The following is an 18,436-nucleotide window of genomic DNA, read 5'->3' on the forward strand; positions in this document are numbered from 1 at the left end:
TACTGACCCGCGTTCGACAATAAGTAAAGAATCAATTGGAACTACAGTGTTGCATCTTTCGCTCGTGGGGGTGCCGACGAGCGTCGTGGGAGAGCGGACGTGTTACCCCACGCGGCACGGGTCGGTGCAGGCAAGGTCTCCGGTCGACTGCATTTCCGCGATTCTTCGGGTGATGTGAGTATTTCGCGGTGTGACGCTTGACACGCGACACTGTGAGCGGGAAAAGTGAAGAATCGTTCGGAGCTGAGGGTTCAGGGGGTTGCGCCGAGCATGTACATGGCATCCCTATCCGACACGAACCGACACGCCACTCGACACCCGTGTGCGGATCGCGACACATCATCCAGGCAGACAAAGCTAGGTAGACAGAGGAGTAGTAGCGGTGAGTACCGACACGGACACGGCGGGACGACGGGCCACATACCTGACCGAGGACCGACTGGCCATTCAGGCACTGGCCAGAGAGTTCGTCGCGAAGGAGGTCCTCCCAGTCGCCAACGAACTAGACCCTGTCGCCGGGGAAATTCCGGCAGCGTTGCGTCGCAAGATGGCCGACTTGGGATTCTTCGGGATTCTGATCCCAGAGGAATACGGCGGCCTCGGAATGGGTGTATTCGAGTACGCGATCGTTGTGGAGGAACTCGCCCGCGGGTGGATGAGCGTGGCCAGCATCATCGCTCGTGGCCAGCAGTTCACCCAGGGTTTCGATGACGAGCAGCGTGCGAAGTACCTCCCGCTCATGGCCACGGGGGACTTCCTCAGCGCATTTGCACTGTCCGAGGCAGATGCCGGATCGGATGTCGCCAACATGCGTTGCCGAGCAGAGCGCGACGCCGACGGCTGGCGGATCTCCGGCCAGAAGATGTGGTGCACGTTCGCAGACGGATCGGACTACCTCCAGGTGTTCGCCCGGACCGGCCCGCTCGGCACCGACCCCAAGCGTCGCTCCGACGGCATCAGCTGCTTCCTGATGCCGAAGCCACGCGGTGCATTGCCCGAAGGAGTAACCGGAAACCCGGTGCGAAAGATCGGCTACCACGGTTGGAAGACCTGGGAACTGTCCTTCGACAACGCCTACGTCGCACCCGGCATGATGCTGGGTGAGGAAGGCAAGGGATTCGCGATAGCCATGAGTGACCTGGACATCGCTCGAATCCACACTGCAGCCAGAGCCATCGGCCTGGCACGGGGCGCGCTCGAGGACTCGATCGACTATGCCCGCCAGCGGGTGCAGTTCGGTAAACCGATCGCCGACAAGCAGGTGATCCGCTTCAAAATCGCCGACATGGCCACGCAGATCGAAGCTGCCCGCGCGCTGATGTACCAAACATGCGCCGAGGTCGACGCGGGCCAACGCACCAGTGTGAAGGCGTCGATGGTGAAACAGTTCGCGACCGAGATGTCCGAGCGGGTCACCAGTGAAGGAATACAAATCCACGGTGGTGCCGGATACACCACCGACTTTGCTGTCGAACGCTATTGGCGCGACGCGCGGCTCACCAAGATCTTCGAGGGCACATCCGAAATTCAACTCAAGATCATCTCCGACGCACTACTCGGGCGCTAGCCGGCAAGCGCAGCCGAAGGTGCATCAAACTGACATGGGTACGGTCAACTTCCCCGGCCGAACGCCCAACCAGCCTCGCGGTGGCCGGCAACGATCCGCGCTTCCGGGATCAGCCGCCACCGAGAATCCGCCGTCCCCGTCAAAACCTGGAAACGCTCTCCGCCCCAGTACCTCTTCGCTTCGCATCGAAAGTGAGCTCTCGTGAATCTCAACGAATCCATTTCGGAACGGCAGGCACCTGTCGATTCACCGCCCCGCCCGAGTGGCGTCAGCCGCACACGCGCCTGGCAGATGACAGTTCTGCTCGCAGCCCTGTACGTCGTCAACTACGCAGACAAAGCCGTCCTCGGCATCATCGCTCAGCCGCTGGCGCGGGAGTTGGGATTGACCTCCGCCCAGGTCGGACTCGTCGGCAGCATGTTCTTCCTGGCCTTCACGATCGGTGGCTTCTTTGCCGGCGTGATCAACCGGTACACCAGTTTGCGTTGGGCGTTGCTGATCCTCGCCGCCGCATGGTCGGTCGTCATGTTGCCCCTCGTGCTTGCGGCGAGTATGACGGTTCTTCTCATCTCACGCATGCTGCTTGGGCTGACGGAAGGCCCGAGTACCGCGCTTGTTCACACCGCTGCCTACTCATGGCATCCGCCAGTCAAGCGGGGGCTGCCGAGTGCGTTCGTCGGCGGGGCCGCATCCGTAGCAAAGATCGCCCTCGCACCCGCCCTTGCGTATATCACCATCGAGATGGGTTGGCGGGCGGCGATCGTCTCGCTTACGGTGCTCGGCGCTGTGTGGATGGTCGTGTGGATGCTCACCTGGACGGAGGGCCCTTACACAAAGAAGGTGGCCTCCGTCTCCGGCGACATCCAGCCTGAGGCCACTGAACCGAGCGTCCCGTGGTCTCGAATCCTGCTGTCGCGCACATTTGTTTCATGCTCCATCCTCATCATGGCGATCTACGCTCTGTCCACCGTCGTGCTGACATGGTTGCCGTCCTACTTCGAGGTCGGACTTGGCTACAGCGCGTTGCAGGCCGGATCGATGTTCGCGCTCCCGTCGGTCTTGGGCCTGGTCCTCATGCTCTCCGCTGGAACAATCACCGACAGGCTGCTGCAGCGAGGGGCCACCTCGCGAGCCTTGCGTATCGTTTTACCTGCGACCGGTGTCCTGGTCGGTGGAGTGGTACTCGTCTTCCTTCCCCAGATCGGTACCCCCGCACTCGCAGTTGCGACCGTGTCGGTCGGGTATGCCTGTGTCGCAGCGACGGTACCCCTACTCAACTCTGCGATATCCGAGTTGTGCCCTCCACAGCAGACGGCAGGCACGATGGGAATGTTCCTCGCGATCATGGCGATCGGAGGGTTGATTGCGCCCTACATGACAGGCGTCATGGTTGACAATGCCACCACGAAGGCGGAGGGCTATGCGCAGGCCTTCCAGCTCATCGGCGTCATCGGCGCCGTCGCCGCAATTATTGTTGTCATATTCGCGAACCCGGAGCGGGACAAGGCACGCATCAGGGGACTGTAGTTGCGACTCGGCCAGCACACAGTCGGGGCGGACTGCCGGCAGCTCGGGCCGGTGCCGGGAACTCAGAGGCAAGGACGAATTCATGAACTCCACGATCACAATTGGCCCATCAGACCAACTCACCTCCACATCGATGAAGCCGGACACACTCGTGGAGATCGAGCAGCGTGTGTTGTGGTTGGCGACGTCGATGATCCACCACGCCAACCGGGTTCGCCCGAACCCGTCGGGGTTGAAGGTCGGTGGTCATCAGGCGTCGTGCGCGTCGATGGTGTCGATCATGACGTCGCTGTGGTTCGAGCAGCTCCGCCCGGGCGACCGGGTGTCGGTCAAACCGCACGCCTCTCCGGTGCTGCACGGCATCAACTACTTGCTCGGGGAGCTGGACGAGAAGTATCTGACGACGTTGCGGGAGTTCGGTGGCCTGCAGTCGTACCCCAGCAGGTCGAAAGATCCCGATCCGGTGGACTATTCGACCGGGTCGGTGGGGATCGGTGCGACGGCCCCGATCTGGGGTGCCATCGCCCGCCGCTACGTGAATACCCAGATCGGTTCGGCGGGCACGGGTCGGCAGTATTCGCTGGTCGGTGACGCCGAGCTGGACGAGGGTGCGGTGTGGGAGGCGATCCTCGACACCTCCGTTGCCGAACTCGGTGAGATCGTGTGGATCGTGGACCTGAACCGGCAGTCCCTGGACCGGGTGGTGCCGAACATCGCCGCCGGCCGGCTCGAGGCGATGTTCTCGGCCGCCGGGTGGCAGGTGCTCACCGTGAAGTTCGGGACCCTGCTCGAGTCGCTGTTCACCCGGACCGGTGGGCCGGCGCTGCGGACCCGGATCCTGGACATGCCCAACCCCGAATACCAGCGGCTGCTGCGCTGTGACGCCGCGCAGGTCCGGGACCGGTTGCCCGGGGACGGCCCCCACGCCGCGGCGATCGCGTCGCTGATCGCCGAGCTGGACGACGACACCCTCCTCAAAGCGATCCGCAACCTCGGCGGCCACGACCTCGACGCCCTGCGCGCCGCCTACGGGCGGATCGACGACACCCGCCCGACGGTGATCATCGCCTACACCATCAAGGGCCGCGGCCTGCCGACGCAGGGGCATCCGCAGAATCATTCGTCGCTGCTGACGGTGGAGCAGTACGAGCAGCTGGCCGCGGAGTTGGGCATGGACCCGGCGCACCCGTGGGCCCGGTTCGAGGCCGACAGTGCGGCGGGCCGGGTGTGTGCGGCGACCGCGGACAGGTTGCGGCGGGAGAAGGTCGAATTCGGCACCCCGCCCGCGGTGCCGGCCGACATCGGCCGCACCCCGTCGGGGACGTCCACCACCCAGGCGGCACTGGGTCGGGCACTGCTGGACCTGTCCCGGCAGGCACCCGAGGCGGCGAAACGCGTCGTCACCGTCAGCCCCGACGTCTCCTCGACCACCAACCTGGCGGGGTGGCTGAACAAGGTGGGGGTGTGGTCGCCGAACGAGCGGCGCAACTGGTTCGACGACGACGCCGAGACGATCATGCACTGGCGGGAAAAGCCCACCGGGCAGCACATGGAACTCGGCATCGCCGAAACCAACCTGGTCGGGTTGATGGGTGAGCTCGGTGCCACCTGGAGTCGGTGGGGGCAGCCGCTGTTCCCGATCGGGGTGATGTACGACCCGTTCGTCGAACGCGCCCTCGAACCCTGGTCCTACGGCATCTACGCGGGTGGGCAGTCGATCCTGGTCGGCACCCCGTCCGGGGTGACCCTGGCCGCGGAGGGTGGGGCGCATCAGTCGATCAAGACCCCGTCGATCGGCCTCGAGCAGCCCGGGTGCGTCAGCTACGAGCCGGCGTTCGCGATCGACGTCGAGTGGACGCTGCTCGACAGCATCGGCCGGCTGGGCCGCCCGGACGGCTCCTCGTCGTATCTGCGGCTCTCGACCCGCCCGGTCGATCAGACCCTCGCCGCGGTCCCCTCGGACCCCGCCGCCCGGGAACGCCGCCGCCGGCAGGTCGTCGCCGGCGCGTACACGCTGCGCCGCACCGACGATCCGGTGGTGACGTTGGTGGGGATGGGTGCGGTGATCACCGAAACCCTCACCGCCGCGGACCGGTTGGCCGAGCAGGGCATCGCCGCGGACGTGGTGTGTGTGACCAGTCCCGGGTTGTTGTTCGAGGCGGTGCAGGCCCGCCGCGGCCTCGCCGACGGCCCGTCCTGGATCCTGGATCAGGTGTTCCCCGCCGACCGGGCGGCACCGATGGTGACCGTCCTCGACGGGCACCCGCACACCCTCGCATTCCTGACCGGGATCAACCACGTTCCCGGGGCTGCGCTCGGTGTCAGCCGGTTCGGGCAGGTCGGTTCCCTCGACGACGTCTACCGCTATCACGGCATCGACACCGACAGCGTCGTCCGCACCGCGCTCGACCTCGTCGACTGATCAAGAGAGACACCACGAATGACCACGACACAGACAGGCACCACGGTGGTGCTGCCGTCGCTCGGCGAGAACGTCACCGAGGCGACCATCACCCGCTGGCTCAAGGCCCGAGGGGACCGGGTCGAGGCGGGTGAACCACTGCTCGAGGTGGCCACCGACAAGGTCGACACCGAGATCCCGTCTCCGGCCGCCGGAATCGTTCTGGACATCCTGGTTCCCGAGCACGCACTGGTCGCGGCCGGCGGCGCCATCGCGGTGATCAGCGACGGCGGGGCCGAAAAGGCAATGCCGGAGCACGCGCCCGAACTCCACCCGGTCGCGGTGTCCGGTACTGCCGATCGCGTCGGGACACTGCCCCGGATCCGCCGGATCATCGCACGGCGGATGCTCGAATCCCTGCAGACATCAGCCCAATTGACGACCGTCGTCGAGGTCGACGTCACCGCCGTCGCGCGGCTGCGGAGCCGGGAGAAGGAGGTTTTCCACCGCCGGACCGGGGTGAAACTGTCGTTCCTGCCGTTCTTCGCCGCCGCCGCAGTCGAGGCGCTCGACGAGCACCCGGTGATCAACTCCTCGCTGAATGCCGACTGCACCGAGGTGACCTACCACTCGGCGGTGCACCTAGGGATGGCTGTCGACAGCGACAGGGGCCTGATGGTGCCCGTTATCAGAGATGCAGGTGCGCTGCGGATCCCGGAGCTCGCCCGGCAGATCGCGGATTCCGCAGATAGCGTGCGGTCGGGAACGATCCGTCCCGACGACATGTCCGGGGGCACGTTCACCATCACCAACACCGGCAGCCGCGGTGCACTGTTCGATACCCCGATCCTCAACCAGCCACAATCCGCCATCCTCGGGATCGGGTCCGTCGTCGACCGTGTCGTCCCCACCCGCGACGCCGCCGGAGCACTCCGGATCGATGTCCGGTCGATGGCGTGCCTGTCGCTGTCCTACGACCACCGCATCGTCGACGGGGCCGACGCCGCGCGGTACCTGACGGCGATCAAACGCCGACTCGGGAGTGGGTTCGCCGAAGAGGACGTTCGATGATCGATCGCCATTCACGTTGGGCCGCAAATTCTTCTGTGGGGGAGACCGCGGAACACTCTCGGTCCGACGAGCGGACCGATGGCAGGAACGAGTTCATGCTTCGTAGTTCCCGACTATGAGCTGGTGCTGGCGTCCGACGAAGGAAAAGCCACCACCGAGTTCGTTGAGGAATGGGTGAGCCGACTGATGAGGGCATCTTCAAGTTCGCGCTCGCTGTACCCCGGCGCCGCGGCCGAGGAAGTCGACGTTGTACTGATCCTGAAGCATCTCGTGAGCCAGGTTGGATTCGTGCGCCGGCAGCATGGTTGGGAAATTGTCGGTGTGCGGCGCCGATTCGCAAGTGCCGATCCGAGTGACGAATGATGTCTTGCCACGATCGTATCGGCGCACGCCGTGGTGACAGTTCTGTATCGCACCGCGATACCGATCGATGCGGGAGGTCGTCGTCGGGGGTGGCCTCGGCGTGAGGACTACGACAGCACGACTTCACCGGCCCGGTGTCGTCGGTGAGCTCGACGAGGACGCTATCGCGGATCTCGGAGGGTTCTTCGATGACACGAAGAACATGGTTGTTTCCGGGCGAGGGTCGCGTCCGAGCAACCGCTGATCGAGCAGCTTCCTTCGTATGGAACGTGATTCATCGGGCAGTACCGGCAGAGCGTGCTGCTGCACCCTACAGGTGTGCTTACCAAACCGAATTCAGTTTGACAGATCCGATCAGCAAAGTTACTTTCAGTCGCGTGACTGCGCATCGGAGATGGTCGGCGAACACCGCGGTAGTGGGCTTAGGCGTAACGGCCATGGGAAAGATTTACGGGCGAACCTGCGCGGACTTCGCCGCTGAGGCGATCGGCCTAGCCCTCGACGACGCAGGACTGCAGAAGAGCGACATCGACGGGCTGCTGCTCAACGGCAACGGAAACCTGGACATGGACCCGCGCCTGCAGTTTTCGCTGGGGTTCGAGAATCTGTCGATCATGAACTCGATGAGGGCATTCGGCTCGACAGTCGGCTCGATGGTCCAGTACGCCAGCCTTGCGCTGGAAGCGGGCTTGGTCAATTACGTGGTCCTGGTATACGGCGACACCCCACTGAAGCCCGCTGTCGGTGCGGGTGCCGCGTACGCGGCACGCGGGGTCTGGGACGGGATGAATGTCCTCAAGGCAGTGTATGGCGAGTTCGGTGGAAATGTCCCCTACGCCTTGGCCGCGCGTCGGCATATGGAGCTCTACGGCACCACGAGCGAGCAGCTCGGCGGAATCGCAGTGGCCCAGCGCGAGTGGGCACAGATGAACCCGTACGCGCAGATGCAGAAGCCGATGACGCTCGAGGACCACCAAGCCTCGCGCATGGTGGCCGACCCGTTCCACCTCTTCGACTGCTGTCTGGTCTCCAACGGTGCCGTTGCCGTCGTGATGACGACGGCCGAACGCGCGAAGGACCTGCGGCAGCCGCCGATCCACTTGAAGGCTGCGACGCAAGCCGCGCCGGGGGACAACCAGATATCCGGACGCGACCCGGGGATCGTCACGGGCGCGCAGCAGGCCGGCGAGCAGGCCTTCGCGCTTGCGGGGATAACGCGCGACGACGTCGACATTCTCGAGCTCTACGACTGCTACACGTACACGGTCCTGGTGACACTGGAGGACTACGGCTTCTGCGAAAAAGGCGAGGGCGGTGCGTTCGTCGCGGACGGCAAGCTCGGTCCCGGTGGCTCGCTGCCCACCAACACCGGCGGCGGGCAGCTGTCGGGCTACTACATGTGGGGCTTCACCCCCCTTTCGGAGGCCATCATGCAGGCACGGGGACAGGCCGGCGAACGTCAGGTGGCGAAGAACGACATTGTCCTGGCCAGCGGCAACGGTGGCGTCCTCAACTTCCACTCGACAACGATCTGGAGCAAACATGCCGACTGACGCCCCGGAGCTCACTTACGACGATGCCAGCGCCCCGTTTTTCGAGGGCGCGGCCCGTGGCGAGCTCATGCTGCAGTTCTGCGAGTCGTGCGAGGGATACATGTGGCCGGTGAAGTACCGCTGTCTGCATTGCTTCGCGCCGACCGTTGTGTGGCGCGCCGCGAGCGGCAGGGCAACGTTGTACAGCTTGTCCGTCGTGCACCAGGCCCACCCGAGATTTCCCGGTCCGTACGTCCTGGCAACGGTCGCAACGCGGGAGGGCGTCCGGTTCAACGCCTCGCTCGTCGGCGAGAACGCCGCGAGCACGCCGATCGGGTCGGAGCTCGTTGCCGTCTTCGACCACACCGAGAAGCCGTTCACCGTTCCCAGATTCCGGAGAGTCTCATGAGCTATCAATTCATTACCTACGAGAAGCGTGACCGCGTCGCGGTCGTGACCCTCAACCGGCCGGAGTCGATGAACGCCCTCCATCTCGAGGCGCACCTCGAACTCCAGGAGGCGTGGGAAGATTTCCGCGACGATCCAGACGTGTGGGTTGCGATCCTGACCGGTGCTGGTGATCGCGCCTTCTGCGCGGGGAACGACCTCAAGGTCACGGCCGAGCGTACGGCGCGGGGTGGCGACGTCCAGGGCGAGGCCCGCCCCCCGTTCGGGCGCATTACCCGCGACTTCGACTGCCCCAAGCCCATCATCGCGGCGGTCAACGGTGTCGCCGCCGGCGGCGGTCTCGAGCTCATCCTGGCCTGTGACATCGTCGTGGCGTCGGAGCATGCCCGCATGGGACTTCCCGAGCCGAAGGTCGGCCTCTTCGCCGGTGCCGGGGGCGCTCACCGGCTCGCACGTCAGATCCCCTTCAAGGTGGCCATGGGGATGCTCTTGACCGGCGACCTGATCGATGCTCCCGAGGCCCATCGGATCGGGCTGATCAACGAGGTCGTTCCCCACGAGGAGTTGATAGCGACGGCACAGGCGTGGGCCGACCGGATCATCAGATGTTCGCCGTTGTCTGTGCAGCTCACCAAGGAGGCGGTTTTCGACGCCCAGTTCCTGAACATCGACGAAGCCTTCCGCAAGGACAACGGCCGCCGCGACCGGTTGCTGGCCTCGCACGACTTCGTCGAGGGGCCACGCGCCTTCGCCGAGAAGAGACAACCCGAATGGACAGGACGCTGATTGACATGACCGGGACCCACTCCCATGGCGCGCTTCTCGCGCCCCGCAATGTCGTCATCGTCGGTGCGTCGGAGCGCTCCGCCTGGTCCGCAGGGTCGTTCTCCAACTTCGCTCGGCTGGGGTTCGGGGGTCAGGTGCATCTCGTCAACAGGAAGGGCGGCACCGTCCACGGACAGTCGGCGCACAAGTCGTGCTCCGAGATCGGCGAGCGGGTCGACCTCGCCCTGCTGCTGGTGGCCGCCGAAGCCGTCCCGAACGCGCTGCGCGACATCGCCGCTGCCGGGATCCGCTTCGCCGTGGTGCTAGCTGCCGGCTTCGACGAGATCGGCGCCAACGGTCGTGCCCTGCAGCACCAGATCACCGAGCTCGCTATGGAACTCGGGATAACCTGCGTGGGACCGAACTGCCTGGGGTTCATCAATCTCGTCGACAAGGTGCCCGCGTGGTCCGGCCGGATGGCCGAGCTCACCACAGGCGGAATGGCGGTCGTGTCGCAGAGCGGCGCGACCGCACACACGATCGCGGCCTTCGCAGCGCAGCAGAACATCGGCGTCAGCCACGTCATCTCAACCGGCAACGAGTCGATGGTCGATACGACCACGATGGCCACCATCCTCATCGAGGACGAGCGGGTCCGCTCCGTGGCGATGTTCATCGAGTCGATCCGCGATGCCCGAACCTTCCGAAGTCTGGCGCGGCGGGCGGCCGAGCTCGGCAAGCCGATCGTGGCGCTCAAGATCGGCTCGAGCGAGCTCGCCGCCGAGATCGCTCAGAGTCACACCGGTGCACTCGTCGGTGACGACCGTCTGGTCGATGCGGCGCTTCGGCAGTTCGGGGTCATCCGGGTCAGGTCTTTGGAGCAGCTGGTGATGACGGCCGGGCTGCTGTCACGTACCGGCCCGCTGGCCAAAGGTGACCTGGGTGTCGTCTCGATGTCCGGCGGCGCCTGCGACCTTGTGGCCGACCGGGCCGATGCATCGGGTGTCAGGCTTCCTGTCCTCGCGGACGCGACGAGGGCGCGGCTCGCCGAGTTGCTGCCGGAGTTCTGCACCCTGCGCAACCCGCTCGACTCGACGGGTGCAGCGTCGGCGAAGCCAGAGCTCTTTCGCGACTCGATCTTCGCGATCGCCGATGATCCTTCGGTGGCGATCGTCGCTGCGATCCACGTTCATCCCACCGAGGAACGTGGCGAGGCGATCAAGGCGCGACTGCGGATCGACGCACCGGCATTCGCCGGTTCCGCCACGCCGGTGATCCTGCTGGACCAGACGATCGCGACGATGGACCCCGGGACGGTGCGCAATCTCGAGGAGCTTGGCATCCCGCTCGCCATGACCGGTCTTGACCACGTGGTCGAGGCGGCTGGCCATGCGATCTGGTGGTCGCAGTGGCTTCGCCAGGACCACCTGCCTACAGCGAGCGCACCGGACCTGTCCGACCTCGCGGGGGCCGGTGGGGTGTGGAGCGAGGCTGAGTCGCTGGCGCTCCTGGTCGAGCACGGTGTCCCTGCGGTTCCGTATGCCCATGTCAGGGGCGAGGAGGTGGCCGTCGAAGCGGCGGGTCGGCTCGGTTCGCCCCTGGTGGTCAAGCTCGTGTCGCCCGATATCGTCCACAAAAGCGACATCGGTGGAGTCCTCCTCGGCCTGGATTCGCCCGAGGCCGTCCGACAGGCGTATCGCCAGGTGCAGGCTGCGGTGCTCGCAGTACCGGGCGCGCAGTCCGAAGGTGCTCTGATCTCATCGATGCGATCTGGAGGCGTGGAGATGATCGTCGGGGTCGTGCGCGACCAGCAGTGGGGGCTCACTCTCGCAGTCGGCCTTGGTGGTGTCCTCGTGCACGTCATCGACGATAGTGCGCTGCGGACCCTTCCCGTGAGCGAAACCGACGTGCGACAGATGCTGTCGGAGCTGCGCGGCAAGGCTCTGCTCGACGGGTTCCGCGGCTCCGAGCCCGTCGACCTCGATGCGTTGGTGGCTGCGATCCTCAACGTCGCCAGCCTGGCCGAGCGGCTCGGGGACTCACTCGAATCCATCGAGATCAACCCGTTCCGCGTGCAGGGCTCGACCGTCGAAGCCCTCGACGCATCGATCGTCTGGGCGCCCAGCGGCAATGCTCGTGACCAAGCGGAAGTCGGTGAGGCGGGCGGCAGGGTGACAGGCGCTTCGTCCCGGTGAACTCGTCCACCGGTGCGACGAGGCGCCTGTCACCGCCGTCCGGACAGACGATTGACATCACGCCTAGACCTATCTAGATTCAAACTGATTTCAATTCAAGTCAAGCGTACTGCCGTTCGTTCACACGAGGGAACCGGCCCGCTCTTGCAACCCCGGCGGCGGACAACGTGCATCCATGGTCACACGTATGCATGCACGTCCCGATCATGTTGCTGCACTGGTCAGATCGTTCGCGGCGTACGCGTTCCTTCTGTGTGAGACTCCTGGCTCCGTCTCGAATACGCAGGTTCGCATTCGTCGAACCGATACGAAAGGGCTTGCATGTCATGAGAAGTGTGCAGATAAAGCTGATGGCGGTCGCTGTGATCGCTGCTTTCGCCTCCGCCGCTTGCGGATCCGGCGGTTCCGGCGCCAACCAACCAGTGTCCGGCACGTGGGACGACGTCGTCGCAGCCGCCAAGGGCGAAGGCAGTGTGCTGCTGTACTCGAGCCAGAAGCCCGCCAATCTCGACGCTCTCAAAGTGGCCTTCGAGCAGGAGTATCCCGAGATCTCCCTCGAATACGTCCGGGGAACCGACGCCGATATCAACCCGAAGGTCGAGGTCGAGAATCAGACGAAGCGTGGAACCGCTGACGTGCACATGCTGACGGACGCCGCGTGGATCGAGACGGCCGCCGAGTCGGGCACCTACTCGACCGATCTCGTCGGCCCGGCATTCGATGCGCCGGAGTACGAACCGCAGAAGAGCATCATTTCCGACAAGTTCTTCTTGACGAGTGCGGCGGTGTTTTCTCTCGGATGGAACACGACAGCACTTCCGAGTGGTCTGCAGAAGCCGACGGATATGCTCGATCCCGCGTTGAAGGGCAAGATCGGAATCGTCAACCCGTCCGGTATCGCCTCGTACGTCGATCTCTACCGATTCTACGAGAAGAACTTCGGCGAAGATTTCCTCCAGCGACTCGCAGAGCTGAAGCCACGCATCTACCCGAGTGCACTGGGGGTCGCTCAGGCCCTGACGTCAGGCGAGATCGTCGCAACCCCTATGGTGCAACCCCTGGTGCGGGAAAAGGAATCGGGCGCACCGGTGGACTGGGCATTGCCCGATCCTCGGTGGGGAACTCCATGGTTCACTCACGTCCTCTCCGCGGCGCCGCACCCGAATGCGGCGCAGGTGCTGGCGAACTTCATGGCGACCCCCGCCGGTCAGAAGGCGCTGTCACTCGGCTACGCGAGCGCCCTTCCCGGCATCGAAGGAAGCGTCGCGCGAGCCCAGGACATCGCGCTGCCCAACCCGTCCGATCTGACGCCCGAATCACTCACCGAATACCAGTCCGGCTGGGAAAAGCGATTCATCCAGTAGGTGCCCGCTTCTTGCGCGATCCGACGCGAAATTCTCGGCTCGATCTGCAGGTGAGGCATCAGCGTTGCGTCGATCCTGGCTGCGGTCAGCCACAGCGGGGACTCCGGAACGCCGAGGCGGAACGAGAAGATCAGCAGAGCGGGAACAGCGCTGGCGGCGAGCATGTATCGCCAGGACTCGCCGCCGAGCTGGGTGAGTAGGTAGCCGACGAGGTAGGCGGCAACGTAGCCGGTGCCCAGGCCACCGCGAGCAGGCTCATCAGCCGGCCGCGGAAACTGCGAGGGGCGTGTGCGGTGACAAGGGACTTGCTCACCACGTAGTCGGCGCCGAGGACCACCCCGATCAGGAGCGGCGTGGTCACGTCACCCGCAGGTGCAGCGAACGGTACGGGACGCCGACAATATCTACGAGGAACGGATTTCGGTTCCGGTCAGTGGTGTGTGGGGTGGGCCCATTTGGTCGACGCGTGGCCATCGAGGGGGGAAGTGTTGCGTGCGGCCGCTACTACGGCTCCGCGTCATCAGGAGCTGTGAGCGTGGTGGTGGGGGTCGGTGTGGGTCTCGTCGTCCGCGTCGGCAGCTCTGGTGGTGGCGGCAGCGTCCAGGTGGTGGTCGGCTCCGACGAGGGTGTCACCGGGAGCACCTCGAACGTCGTTTGCACCACCATCGACGGGATCGGCAGGCACCGCAGCCCGGCCACCTGGAAACCGCGACTGCCGCGGTTCGGCACCGCGGCGCGGAAGTCGGCGACGCTGCCGACCTGACGGGTCTCGCCCAGGACACGATCGCCGAACTCCACCGCCCACGGTCCGCCGCAGGTCGAGAGATTCGTCGCGTAGTACCGGATGCGGTCGCCCGGCTGACCGCGCGGCGGAGTGAGGGTGAGGACCGGCCCGGCGGGATCGAGCATGCGCGCCGCGTCCCTGCCGGGTTCGCTCGACGCACCGCCGCCGGTGTGGACTGCAAGCAGGAGAACAACGAACCCGAGCAATATCGTCGTCGTCAACCAGGGTGTCTGTCGCAACGGTCTCACCTCGCACCTCAATTATGCGGCTTCGCGGCCTCGGTGCACCGAGTCATTCCGCGGGCGGTGGGTGATCTCGTCAGATCCCCAACCGCGGGTTGATGGGGAGCTGACAGGCGCCGACTGTGGCGGACGCGCTGACGCCTGCGGTCGCGGCGACCCTGTCGCTGTGTTCCCGAGCATCGGGAGCGCGTGCAGGGGTTCATGTTCGGGGTACAGCTGGACGAGAAGACCCAGCTGCAGCCCACGTTCAACGGCTTACGTCGCCCTCGGTTCCGGAAGGCCAGGTCAGGACGTCCCGCATATCCGATCGACTCCACAACTCGACTGAACGGTGGCCTGCGAATAACGGTCGGAACCTCCCTGGGTTGCGACAGTCTCCGCCTAGAATCCCATTGAGCAGCGACTCCCGCTCGACCCTCCGCACGAAGGGATCGACCCCATGAGCATGTCGACTCGTATCCGGCTGCGTCGAACGGCCACCGCGCTCAGCATCGTTCTCGTCTTCGCCACCATCTCGTGCGGATCGGAGGATCGCAGCAGCGAACAGCAATCGACGGAGCACGGTCCTGACGTCGTGCACACGGACGATCCCGATACCGGCAAGATCGTCGATATTGTTCGCGGCAAGCTGGCGGAGCTCGATCTCAGCGGCGCCGTATTCGGCGTATGGCGCGGTGACGAGGAGATCGTCGCCGGAGCTGTGGGTGAGTCTCCTCTCGGCGTACCCGCGACGCGTGACATGCAAGTGCGAGTCGGCCAGCCGATGGAGCCGATGCTGTCGACAGTACTGTTGCAGCTCAACGAAGCAGGAACGCTGAGCCTGGACGAGCCGATCGACAAGTGGGTGCCCGACTTTCCGCGCGCCGACAAGATCACCCCGCGGATGCTCGCCAACAGCACTACTGGCATTTCGGACTACGTGACCAACCCGGAATTCCTGAAAATCTTCTACGCAAATCCGATCAAGGGCTTTACGTCTCAGGAAATCTTCGACTTGGCCAATTCCCGCCCGCCGCTGTTCGAGCCGGGGACCAGCTTTGCCTACGCGCACAGCGATCTGTGTCTGCTCGGGGTGGTACTCGAGAAGGCGACGGGAAAGCCTCTGGGCGACCTGCTGAAGGAGCGGATTTTCACGCCGCTCGGGATGGATGAGAGCAATGTGATGCTGACACCCCAGATGGCTGAACCGACCCTGCACGGCTATACGAACGAACGGGGCGTCTTCGAGGACTCCACGTTCTGGAGTCCCACGGCGTTCCTCAACAGCGGCAACATGAACTCCACCGTGGCCGAAGTCGCTCGTTGGGTTCGTGCGCTCGGCACCGGTGAGCTGCTGTCCGACGCGGCGTTCACGGAGATGATGGCGGACAAGACCGCCGGGCTGGGCCCGCTGACGGCGGACAAGTACTTCGCATTCGGAACCGTTCACTTGAGCAGTTGGCTGCTCATGAACCCGGCCTTCGGGGGCTACAACGGCGTCGCTCTCTACGAAAAGGAGACAAAGACCACGATCGTCGTATACGTCACGCTCGGACCGACGGCCAACGCAAACAACAACAATGCTGTGCCGATCGGCAACGAGATCGGTGCCGTTCTCCTCCCCGACAACCCGCCGAAGGTGCCCTGACCGACCCGGTACCTGCTTGGTCGGCCGGACCGACCCGACGAGCCGCCTCGCGGTGGTGAAAACAGTCGAGAACCCCTGTCGCCAAGACGGTTCGAGTCGGTCGTCGGGACGATTCGCATCCTTCAGGACTGTCGACGCAGGGTGCACTGCGCAGCAGGGCACGGTCGGGTTTCTGTTATTCGGTGGACCACCTGTGCCACAACCGCACCCTCCATCTGATCGACGCCTCTGACAAACGAGGCTTGACCCTGACACAGTGACAAGGACTCGAATGGTCGACGAAGGAGGTGGTTGTCGTGAACACAACCAGCCACGGTGGGTCGAATGCTCACCTCGTCGACGCTCTGGCCGCAGCCGACCCGTCGGTTCGGCTGCGGGCGGCGCTCTCTGCAGGTACGCGCCCTGATCCGCGTCTCACGGACACTCTCGTCGATCGGTGCGCCGTGGAACCGGACTTCTTCGTCCGCGACATGCTGACCTGGGCATTGTGCCGCCTGCCGACCGGGATCACGGTGCCGAGACTCGTCCGAGAGCTCGGTTCCGACACCGCGCAGGCCCGCAGTCAGTCGCTGCACACCCTGTCCAAGATCGGGGATCGGCTCGCCTGGCCCGCCGTGTCGGCACTGCTGCACGACGAGCACGACGACGTCGCGCGCAGCGCGTGGCGGGCGGCCGTGGCACTCGTGCCGCCCGGCGACGAGGCTGCGCTCGCGGCCGATCTGGCGACGGAACTCGGACGGGGCGACCAGCACATGCAGCTCAGTCTGAGCCGTGCGCTGGTGGCACTCGGGGACGTTGTCGTACCGGTCCTCGACGCAGCCGGGACGAGTTCAGATCCGCGGGTTCGTGCGCATGCGGAGGCGACGACGCAGCTCTGTAATGACCCCGACAGCGGGTTCACCCTCGCGGTCGAGACGGCGAAGCGTGTCGCGGTCGTCGGTCCGGACACGTAGAAGGAGGAGATGGGATGTTGATCGGTGAGGTCTCTCGGCGTTGTGGTGTCAGTGCACGGATGTTGCGCCACTACGACAGGTTGGGACTGGTGAAGCCCACGGGCCGCACGTCCGGCGGCTACCGAGAGTACTCCGCCGACGACATCCGACGGCTCTTCCAGGTCGAGAGCTTGAGAACATTGGGACTGTCGTTGAACGAGGCCAAGCGGGCACTGGACGAGCCTGATTTCGCACCGGCAGATCTGGTGGGAGACCTCATCCGACATACGCGCCAGCGGATCGCCGCCGAGGAGGAACTGCTCGGCAAGCTCGAACGCGTCGACGCCGCCTCGCCGGCGGAGTGGGAGGAGGTCCTGCGCATCGTCGGTCTGTTGCGCGCGCTCGAATCGGAGTCCGCGGCACGTCGTCAACAAGCGATCCTGTCTCAGAGCGAGAATTCGTCGCTGCCCGTCGAAGCATTGGTCGAGGCCATCCTGTCGGAGGACGACCCCAATGTGGCCGGAGCGCTGCAGTGGTCGCTGGCGCGGGTCGCCGGCCGGGGACTCGCGGATCTGGCCAACGGTCTGGACGCCGAGGAGGTCGACGTCCGGCGTCGCGCCACTGCCGCGATAGCGGAAATCCAGACCCCGGAGGCAACGGTTCAGCTGAGACGAACTCTCGACGATTCGGACGCCACGGTCCGCGGTTACGCAGCACTCGCGCTCGGTTCTCGCGGAAGCGTCGACTCCATCCCCGCCCTGATCGAGATGGTCGTCGAGGGGCGCCGCGACGTCGAGGCTGCCGAAGTGCTGGGCCTGTTGACGACGGTGTCACCCTCGGCCGACGACATCGTCGAGGTCATGCAGGACAAGCTCGACAACGCCGATGATTCGCCCACGCGGTTGCGGATCACGCAGGCGCTTGCCGAGATTCCCGGCACGGCAGCACAGAGGGCACTGGACAGGCTGACCCACGACGGCGACCGGACGATCGCGTCGACTGCGGCAGCGATCGTGAACACGCAGGACCGCGGACGGAGACAGATCGTTGACGGTCGGTGACCCAGGACGTCTTTTCGACGGCCGGAGAGTGTCGTGGTATAGGCTGTGTGCATCGGTACGCAGATGTGCACCGCACGGCCATCGCCCAGGGTGGGCACGTCGCCTTTTCTGATCCGTCGCCGACACCACGCCCGATGACGAGCCGAACGTGTGTCTGTGTTCGTCGGCCCGGTCCAGGTTCACGCCGACCGCGCCCACGGCATCACGCGGACCGCGGAACATTTCGAACACTGATTTCCCCGGCCGACATCACGTCTGCCGGCTGCACCCATCACACCTGAAACAAAGGAACCGAATGACCATCGATCACGACAAGTCCGAACTTCCACTTTTCTCCGCGCAGCGAACGCTGACCCACAGCACCCCAGAGCCCGTCCACGAGGCGCCGCGCACCGGTGATTCACCCATTCCGACATCCGCCGAGATCCACCGGCCACTCTTCAGTGACGAATGAGCGAACGCTGCACCATACCGACCAGGTCGCACCCGACGTCCCTGACGTGTGAGCTTCCGGATCGGCAGTGCTGCGCCGCTCACCGGTGAGGCCGACTTCGTCGCCGCCAGTGCAGAGTTCGTTCACGAGCGGTGCCGGCTACG

At 65.0% G+C, this 18,436-nt stretch carries 15 protein-coding genes and 1 pseudogene; 14 read left to right on the top strand and 2 right to left on the bottom strand.

Going from position 1 to position 18,436, the window contains the following annotated elements:
* Positions 1-382 precede the first annotated feature (382 nt).
* The 10 genes from OYT95_RS36400 to OYT95_RS36445 all read left to right on the top strand — a co-directional run bounded on the left by OYT95_RS36400 (position 383) and on the right by OYT95_RS36445 (position 13,193).
* Positions 383-1,567 carry an acyl-CoA dehydrogenase family protein gene (locus OYT95_RS36400; RefSeq protein ID WP_268790373.1) on the top strand — a complete coding sequence of 395 codons (1,185 nt, stop codon included), beginning with the start codon at positions 383-385 and terminating at the stop codon, positions 1,565-1,567.
* 291 nt (positions 1,568-1,858) lie between these two features.
* Positions 1,859-3,094 (top strand): MFS transporter, encoded by a 1,236-nt coding sequence (locus OYT95_RS36405; protein WP_442972533.1) that lies wholly within the window; start codon positions 1,859-1,861, stop codon positions 3,092-3,094.
* A gap of 82 nt (positions 3,095-3,176) precedes the next feature.
* Entirely contained in the window at positions 3,177-5,516 is a 2,340-nt protein-coding gene (locus tag OYT95_RS36410) for a transketolase-like TK C-terminal-containing protein (RefSeq protein WP_268790374.1), read from the top strand.
* A gap of 18 nt (positions 5,517-5,534) precedes the next feature.
* Positions 5,535-6,566 carry a 2-oxo acid dehydrogenase subunit E2 gene (locus tag OYT95_RS36415; protein ID WP_268790375.1) on the top strand — a complete coding sequence of 344 codons (1,032 nt, stop codon included), beginning with the start codon at positions 5,535-5,537 and terminating at the stop codon, positions 6,564-6,566.
* Positions 6,567-6,644: 78 nt separating this feature from the next.
* A complete protein-coding gene (locus OYT95_RS36420) occupies positions 6,645-6,929 on the top strand; it encodes a hypothetical protein (RefSeq protein ID WP_268790376.1) in 285 nt (94 codons plus the stop codon).
* Between the two features lie 377 nt (positions 6,930-7,306).
* The gene (locus OYT95_RS36425) at positions 7,307-8,482 is read left to right on the top strand and encodes a thiolase family protein (RefSeq protein WP_328286526.1); all 1,176 of its coding nucleotides are present in this window, start codon (positions 7,307-7,309) and stop codon (positions 8,480-8,482) included.
* Positions 8,472-8,870, top strand: a complete 399-nt coding sequence (locus tag OYT95_RS36430; RefSeq protein ID WP_052033099.1) for a Zn-ribbon domain-containing OB-fold protein — start codon at positions 8,472-8,474, stop codon at positions 8,868-8,870. The genes OYT95_RS36425 and OYT95_RS36430 overlap by 11 nt, the downstream gene beginning before the upstream one ends.
* Complete coding sequence (locus OYT95_RS36435; RefSeq protein ID WP_268790377.1) at positions 8,867-9,655, top strand: enoyl-CoA hydratase-related protein; 789 nt, start codon at positions 8,867-8,869, stop codon at positions 9,653-9,655. The genes OYT95_RS36430 and OYT95_RS36435 overlap by 4 nt, the downstream gene beginning before the upstream one ends.
* Positions 9,656-9,660: 5 nt before the next feature.
* On the top strand, positions 9,661-11,829 hold the full coding sequence (locus tag OYT95_RS36440; RefSeq protein ID WP_268790378.1) for an acetate--CoA ligase family protein: 2,169 nt from the start codon (positions 9,661-9,663) through the stop codon (positions 11,827-11,829).
* Between the two features lie 326 nt (positions 11,830-12,155).
* Positions 12,156-13,193 (top strand): ABC transporter substrate-binding protein, encoded by a 1,038-nt coding sequence (locus OYT95_RS36445; RefSeq protein WP_268790379.1) that lies wholly within the window; start codon positions 12,156-12,158, stop codon positions 13,191-13,193.
* 134 nt (positions 13,194-13,327) lie between these two features.
* On the opposite strand, the pseudogene OYT95_RS44840 reads toward OYT95_RS36445, so the two are convergent.
* Together OYT95_RS44840 and OYT95_RS36455 are read right to left on the bottom strand one after the other, a co-directional pair.
* A pseudogene (locus OYT95_RS44840) lies at positions 13,328-13,432 on the bottom strand (hypothetical protein); the annotation flags it as partial.
* A gap of 265 nt (positions 13,433-13,697) precedes the next feature.
* A complete protein-coding gene (locus OYT95_RS36455) occupies positions 13,698-14,198 on the bottom strand; it encodes a hypothetical protein (protein WP_235214318.1) in 501 nt (166 codons plus the stop codon).
* A gap of 460 nt (positions 14,199-14,658) precedes the next feature.
* Between OYT95_RS36455 and OYT95_RS36460 the strand changes: the two genes are divergently transcribed.
* The 4 genes from OYT95_RS36460 to OYT95_RS36475 all read left to right on the top strand — a co-directional run bounded on the left by OYT95_RS36460 (position 14,659) and on the right by OYT95_RS36475 (position 18,293).
* Positions 14,659-15,846, top strand: coding sequence for a serine hydrolase domain-containing protein (locus OYT95_RS36460; protein ID WP_037231767.1), 1,188 nt, complete (start codon positions 14,659-14,661; stop codon positions 15,844-15,846).
* A 287-nt stretch (positions 15,847-16,133) separates the two neighbouring features.
* A complete protein-coding gene (locus OYT95_RS36465) occupies positions 16,134-16,799 on the top strand; it encodes a HEAT repeat domain-containing protein (protein WP_268790381.1) in 666 nt (221 codons plus the stop codon).
* A 14-nt stretch (positions 16,800-16,813) separates the two neighbouring features.
* A complete protein-coding gene (locus OYT95_RS36470) occupies positions 16,814-17,839 on the top strand; it encodes a MerR family transcriptional regulator (RefSeq protein WP_268790382.1) in 1,026 nt (341 codons plus the stop codon).
* Between the two features lie 295 nt (positions 17,840-18,134).
* The gene (locus tag OYT95_RS36475) at positions 18,135-18,293 is read left to right on the top strand and encodes a hypothetical protein (protein ID WP_268790383.1); all 159 of its coding nucleotides are present in this window, start codon (positions 18,135-18,137) and stop codon (positions 18,291-18,293) included.
* The last annotated feature ends 143 nt before the right edge of the window (positions 18,294-18,436 follow it).

Source organism: Rhodococcus sp. JS3073, assembly GCF_026810085.1.
GTDB classification, from domain to species: domain Bacteria; phylum Actinomycetota; class Actinomycetes; order Mycobacteriales; family Mycobacteriaceae; genus Rhodococcus_F; species Rhodococcus_F wratislaviensis.

What these genes read in the sequence shown, in the direction of transcription:
- OYT95_RS36405 (WP_442972533.1), top strand. Translation starts at nt 1,859, where the DNA reads ATGACAGTTCTGCTCGCAGCCCTGTACGTCGTCAACTACGCAGACAAA.
- OYT95_RS36410 (WP_268790374.1), top strand. Translation starts at nt 3,177, where the DNA reads ATGAACTCCACGATCACAATTGGCCCATCAGACCAACTCACCTCCACA.
- OYT95_RS36415 (WP_268790375.1), top strand. Translation starts at nt 5,535, where the DNA reads ATGACCACGACACAGACAGGCACCACGGTGGTGCTGCCGTCGCTCGGC.
- OYT95_RS36420 (WP_268790376.1), top strand. Translation starts at nt 6,645, where the DNA reads ATGGCAGGAACGAGTTCATGCTTCGTAGTTCCCGACTATGAGCTGGTG.
- OYT95_RS36430 (WP_052033099.1), top strand. Translation starts at nt 8,472, where the DNA reads ATGCCGACTGACGCCCCGGAGCTCACTTACGACGATGCCAGCGCCCCG.
- OYT95_RS36435 (WP_268790377.1), top strand. Translation starts at nt 8,867, where the DNA reads ATGAGCTATCAATTCATTACCTACGAGAAGCGTGACCGCGTCGCGGTC.
- OYT95_RS36440 (WP_268790378.1), top strand. Translation starts at nt 9,661, where the DNA reads ATGACCGGGACCCACTCCCATGGCGCGCTTCTCGCGCCCCGCAATGTC.
- OYT95_RS36445 (WP_268790379.1), top strand. Translation starts at nt 12,156, where the DNA reads ATGAGAAGTGTGCAGATAAAGCTGATGGCGGTCGCTGTGATCGCTGCT.
- OYT95_RS36460 (WP_037231767.1), top strand. Translation starts at nt 14,659, where the DNA reads ATGAGCATGTCGACTCGTATCCGGCTGCGTCGAACGGCCACCGCGCTC.
- OYT95_RS36470 (WP_268790382.1), top strand. Translation starts at nt 16,814, where the DNA reads ATGTTGATCGGTGAGGTCTCTCGGCGTTGTGGTGTCAGTGCACGGATG.
- OYT95_RS36475 (WP_268790383.1), top strand. Translation starts at nt 18,135, where the DNA reads ATGACCATCGATCACGACAAGTCCGAACTTCCACTTTTCTCCGCGCAG.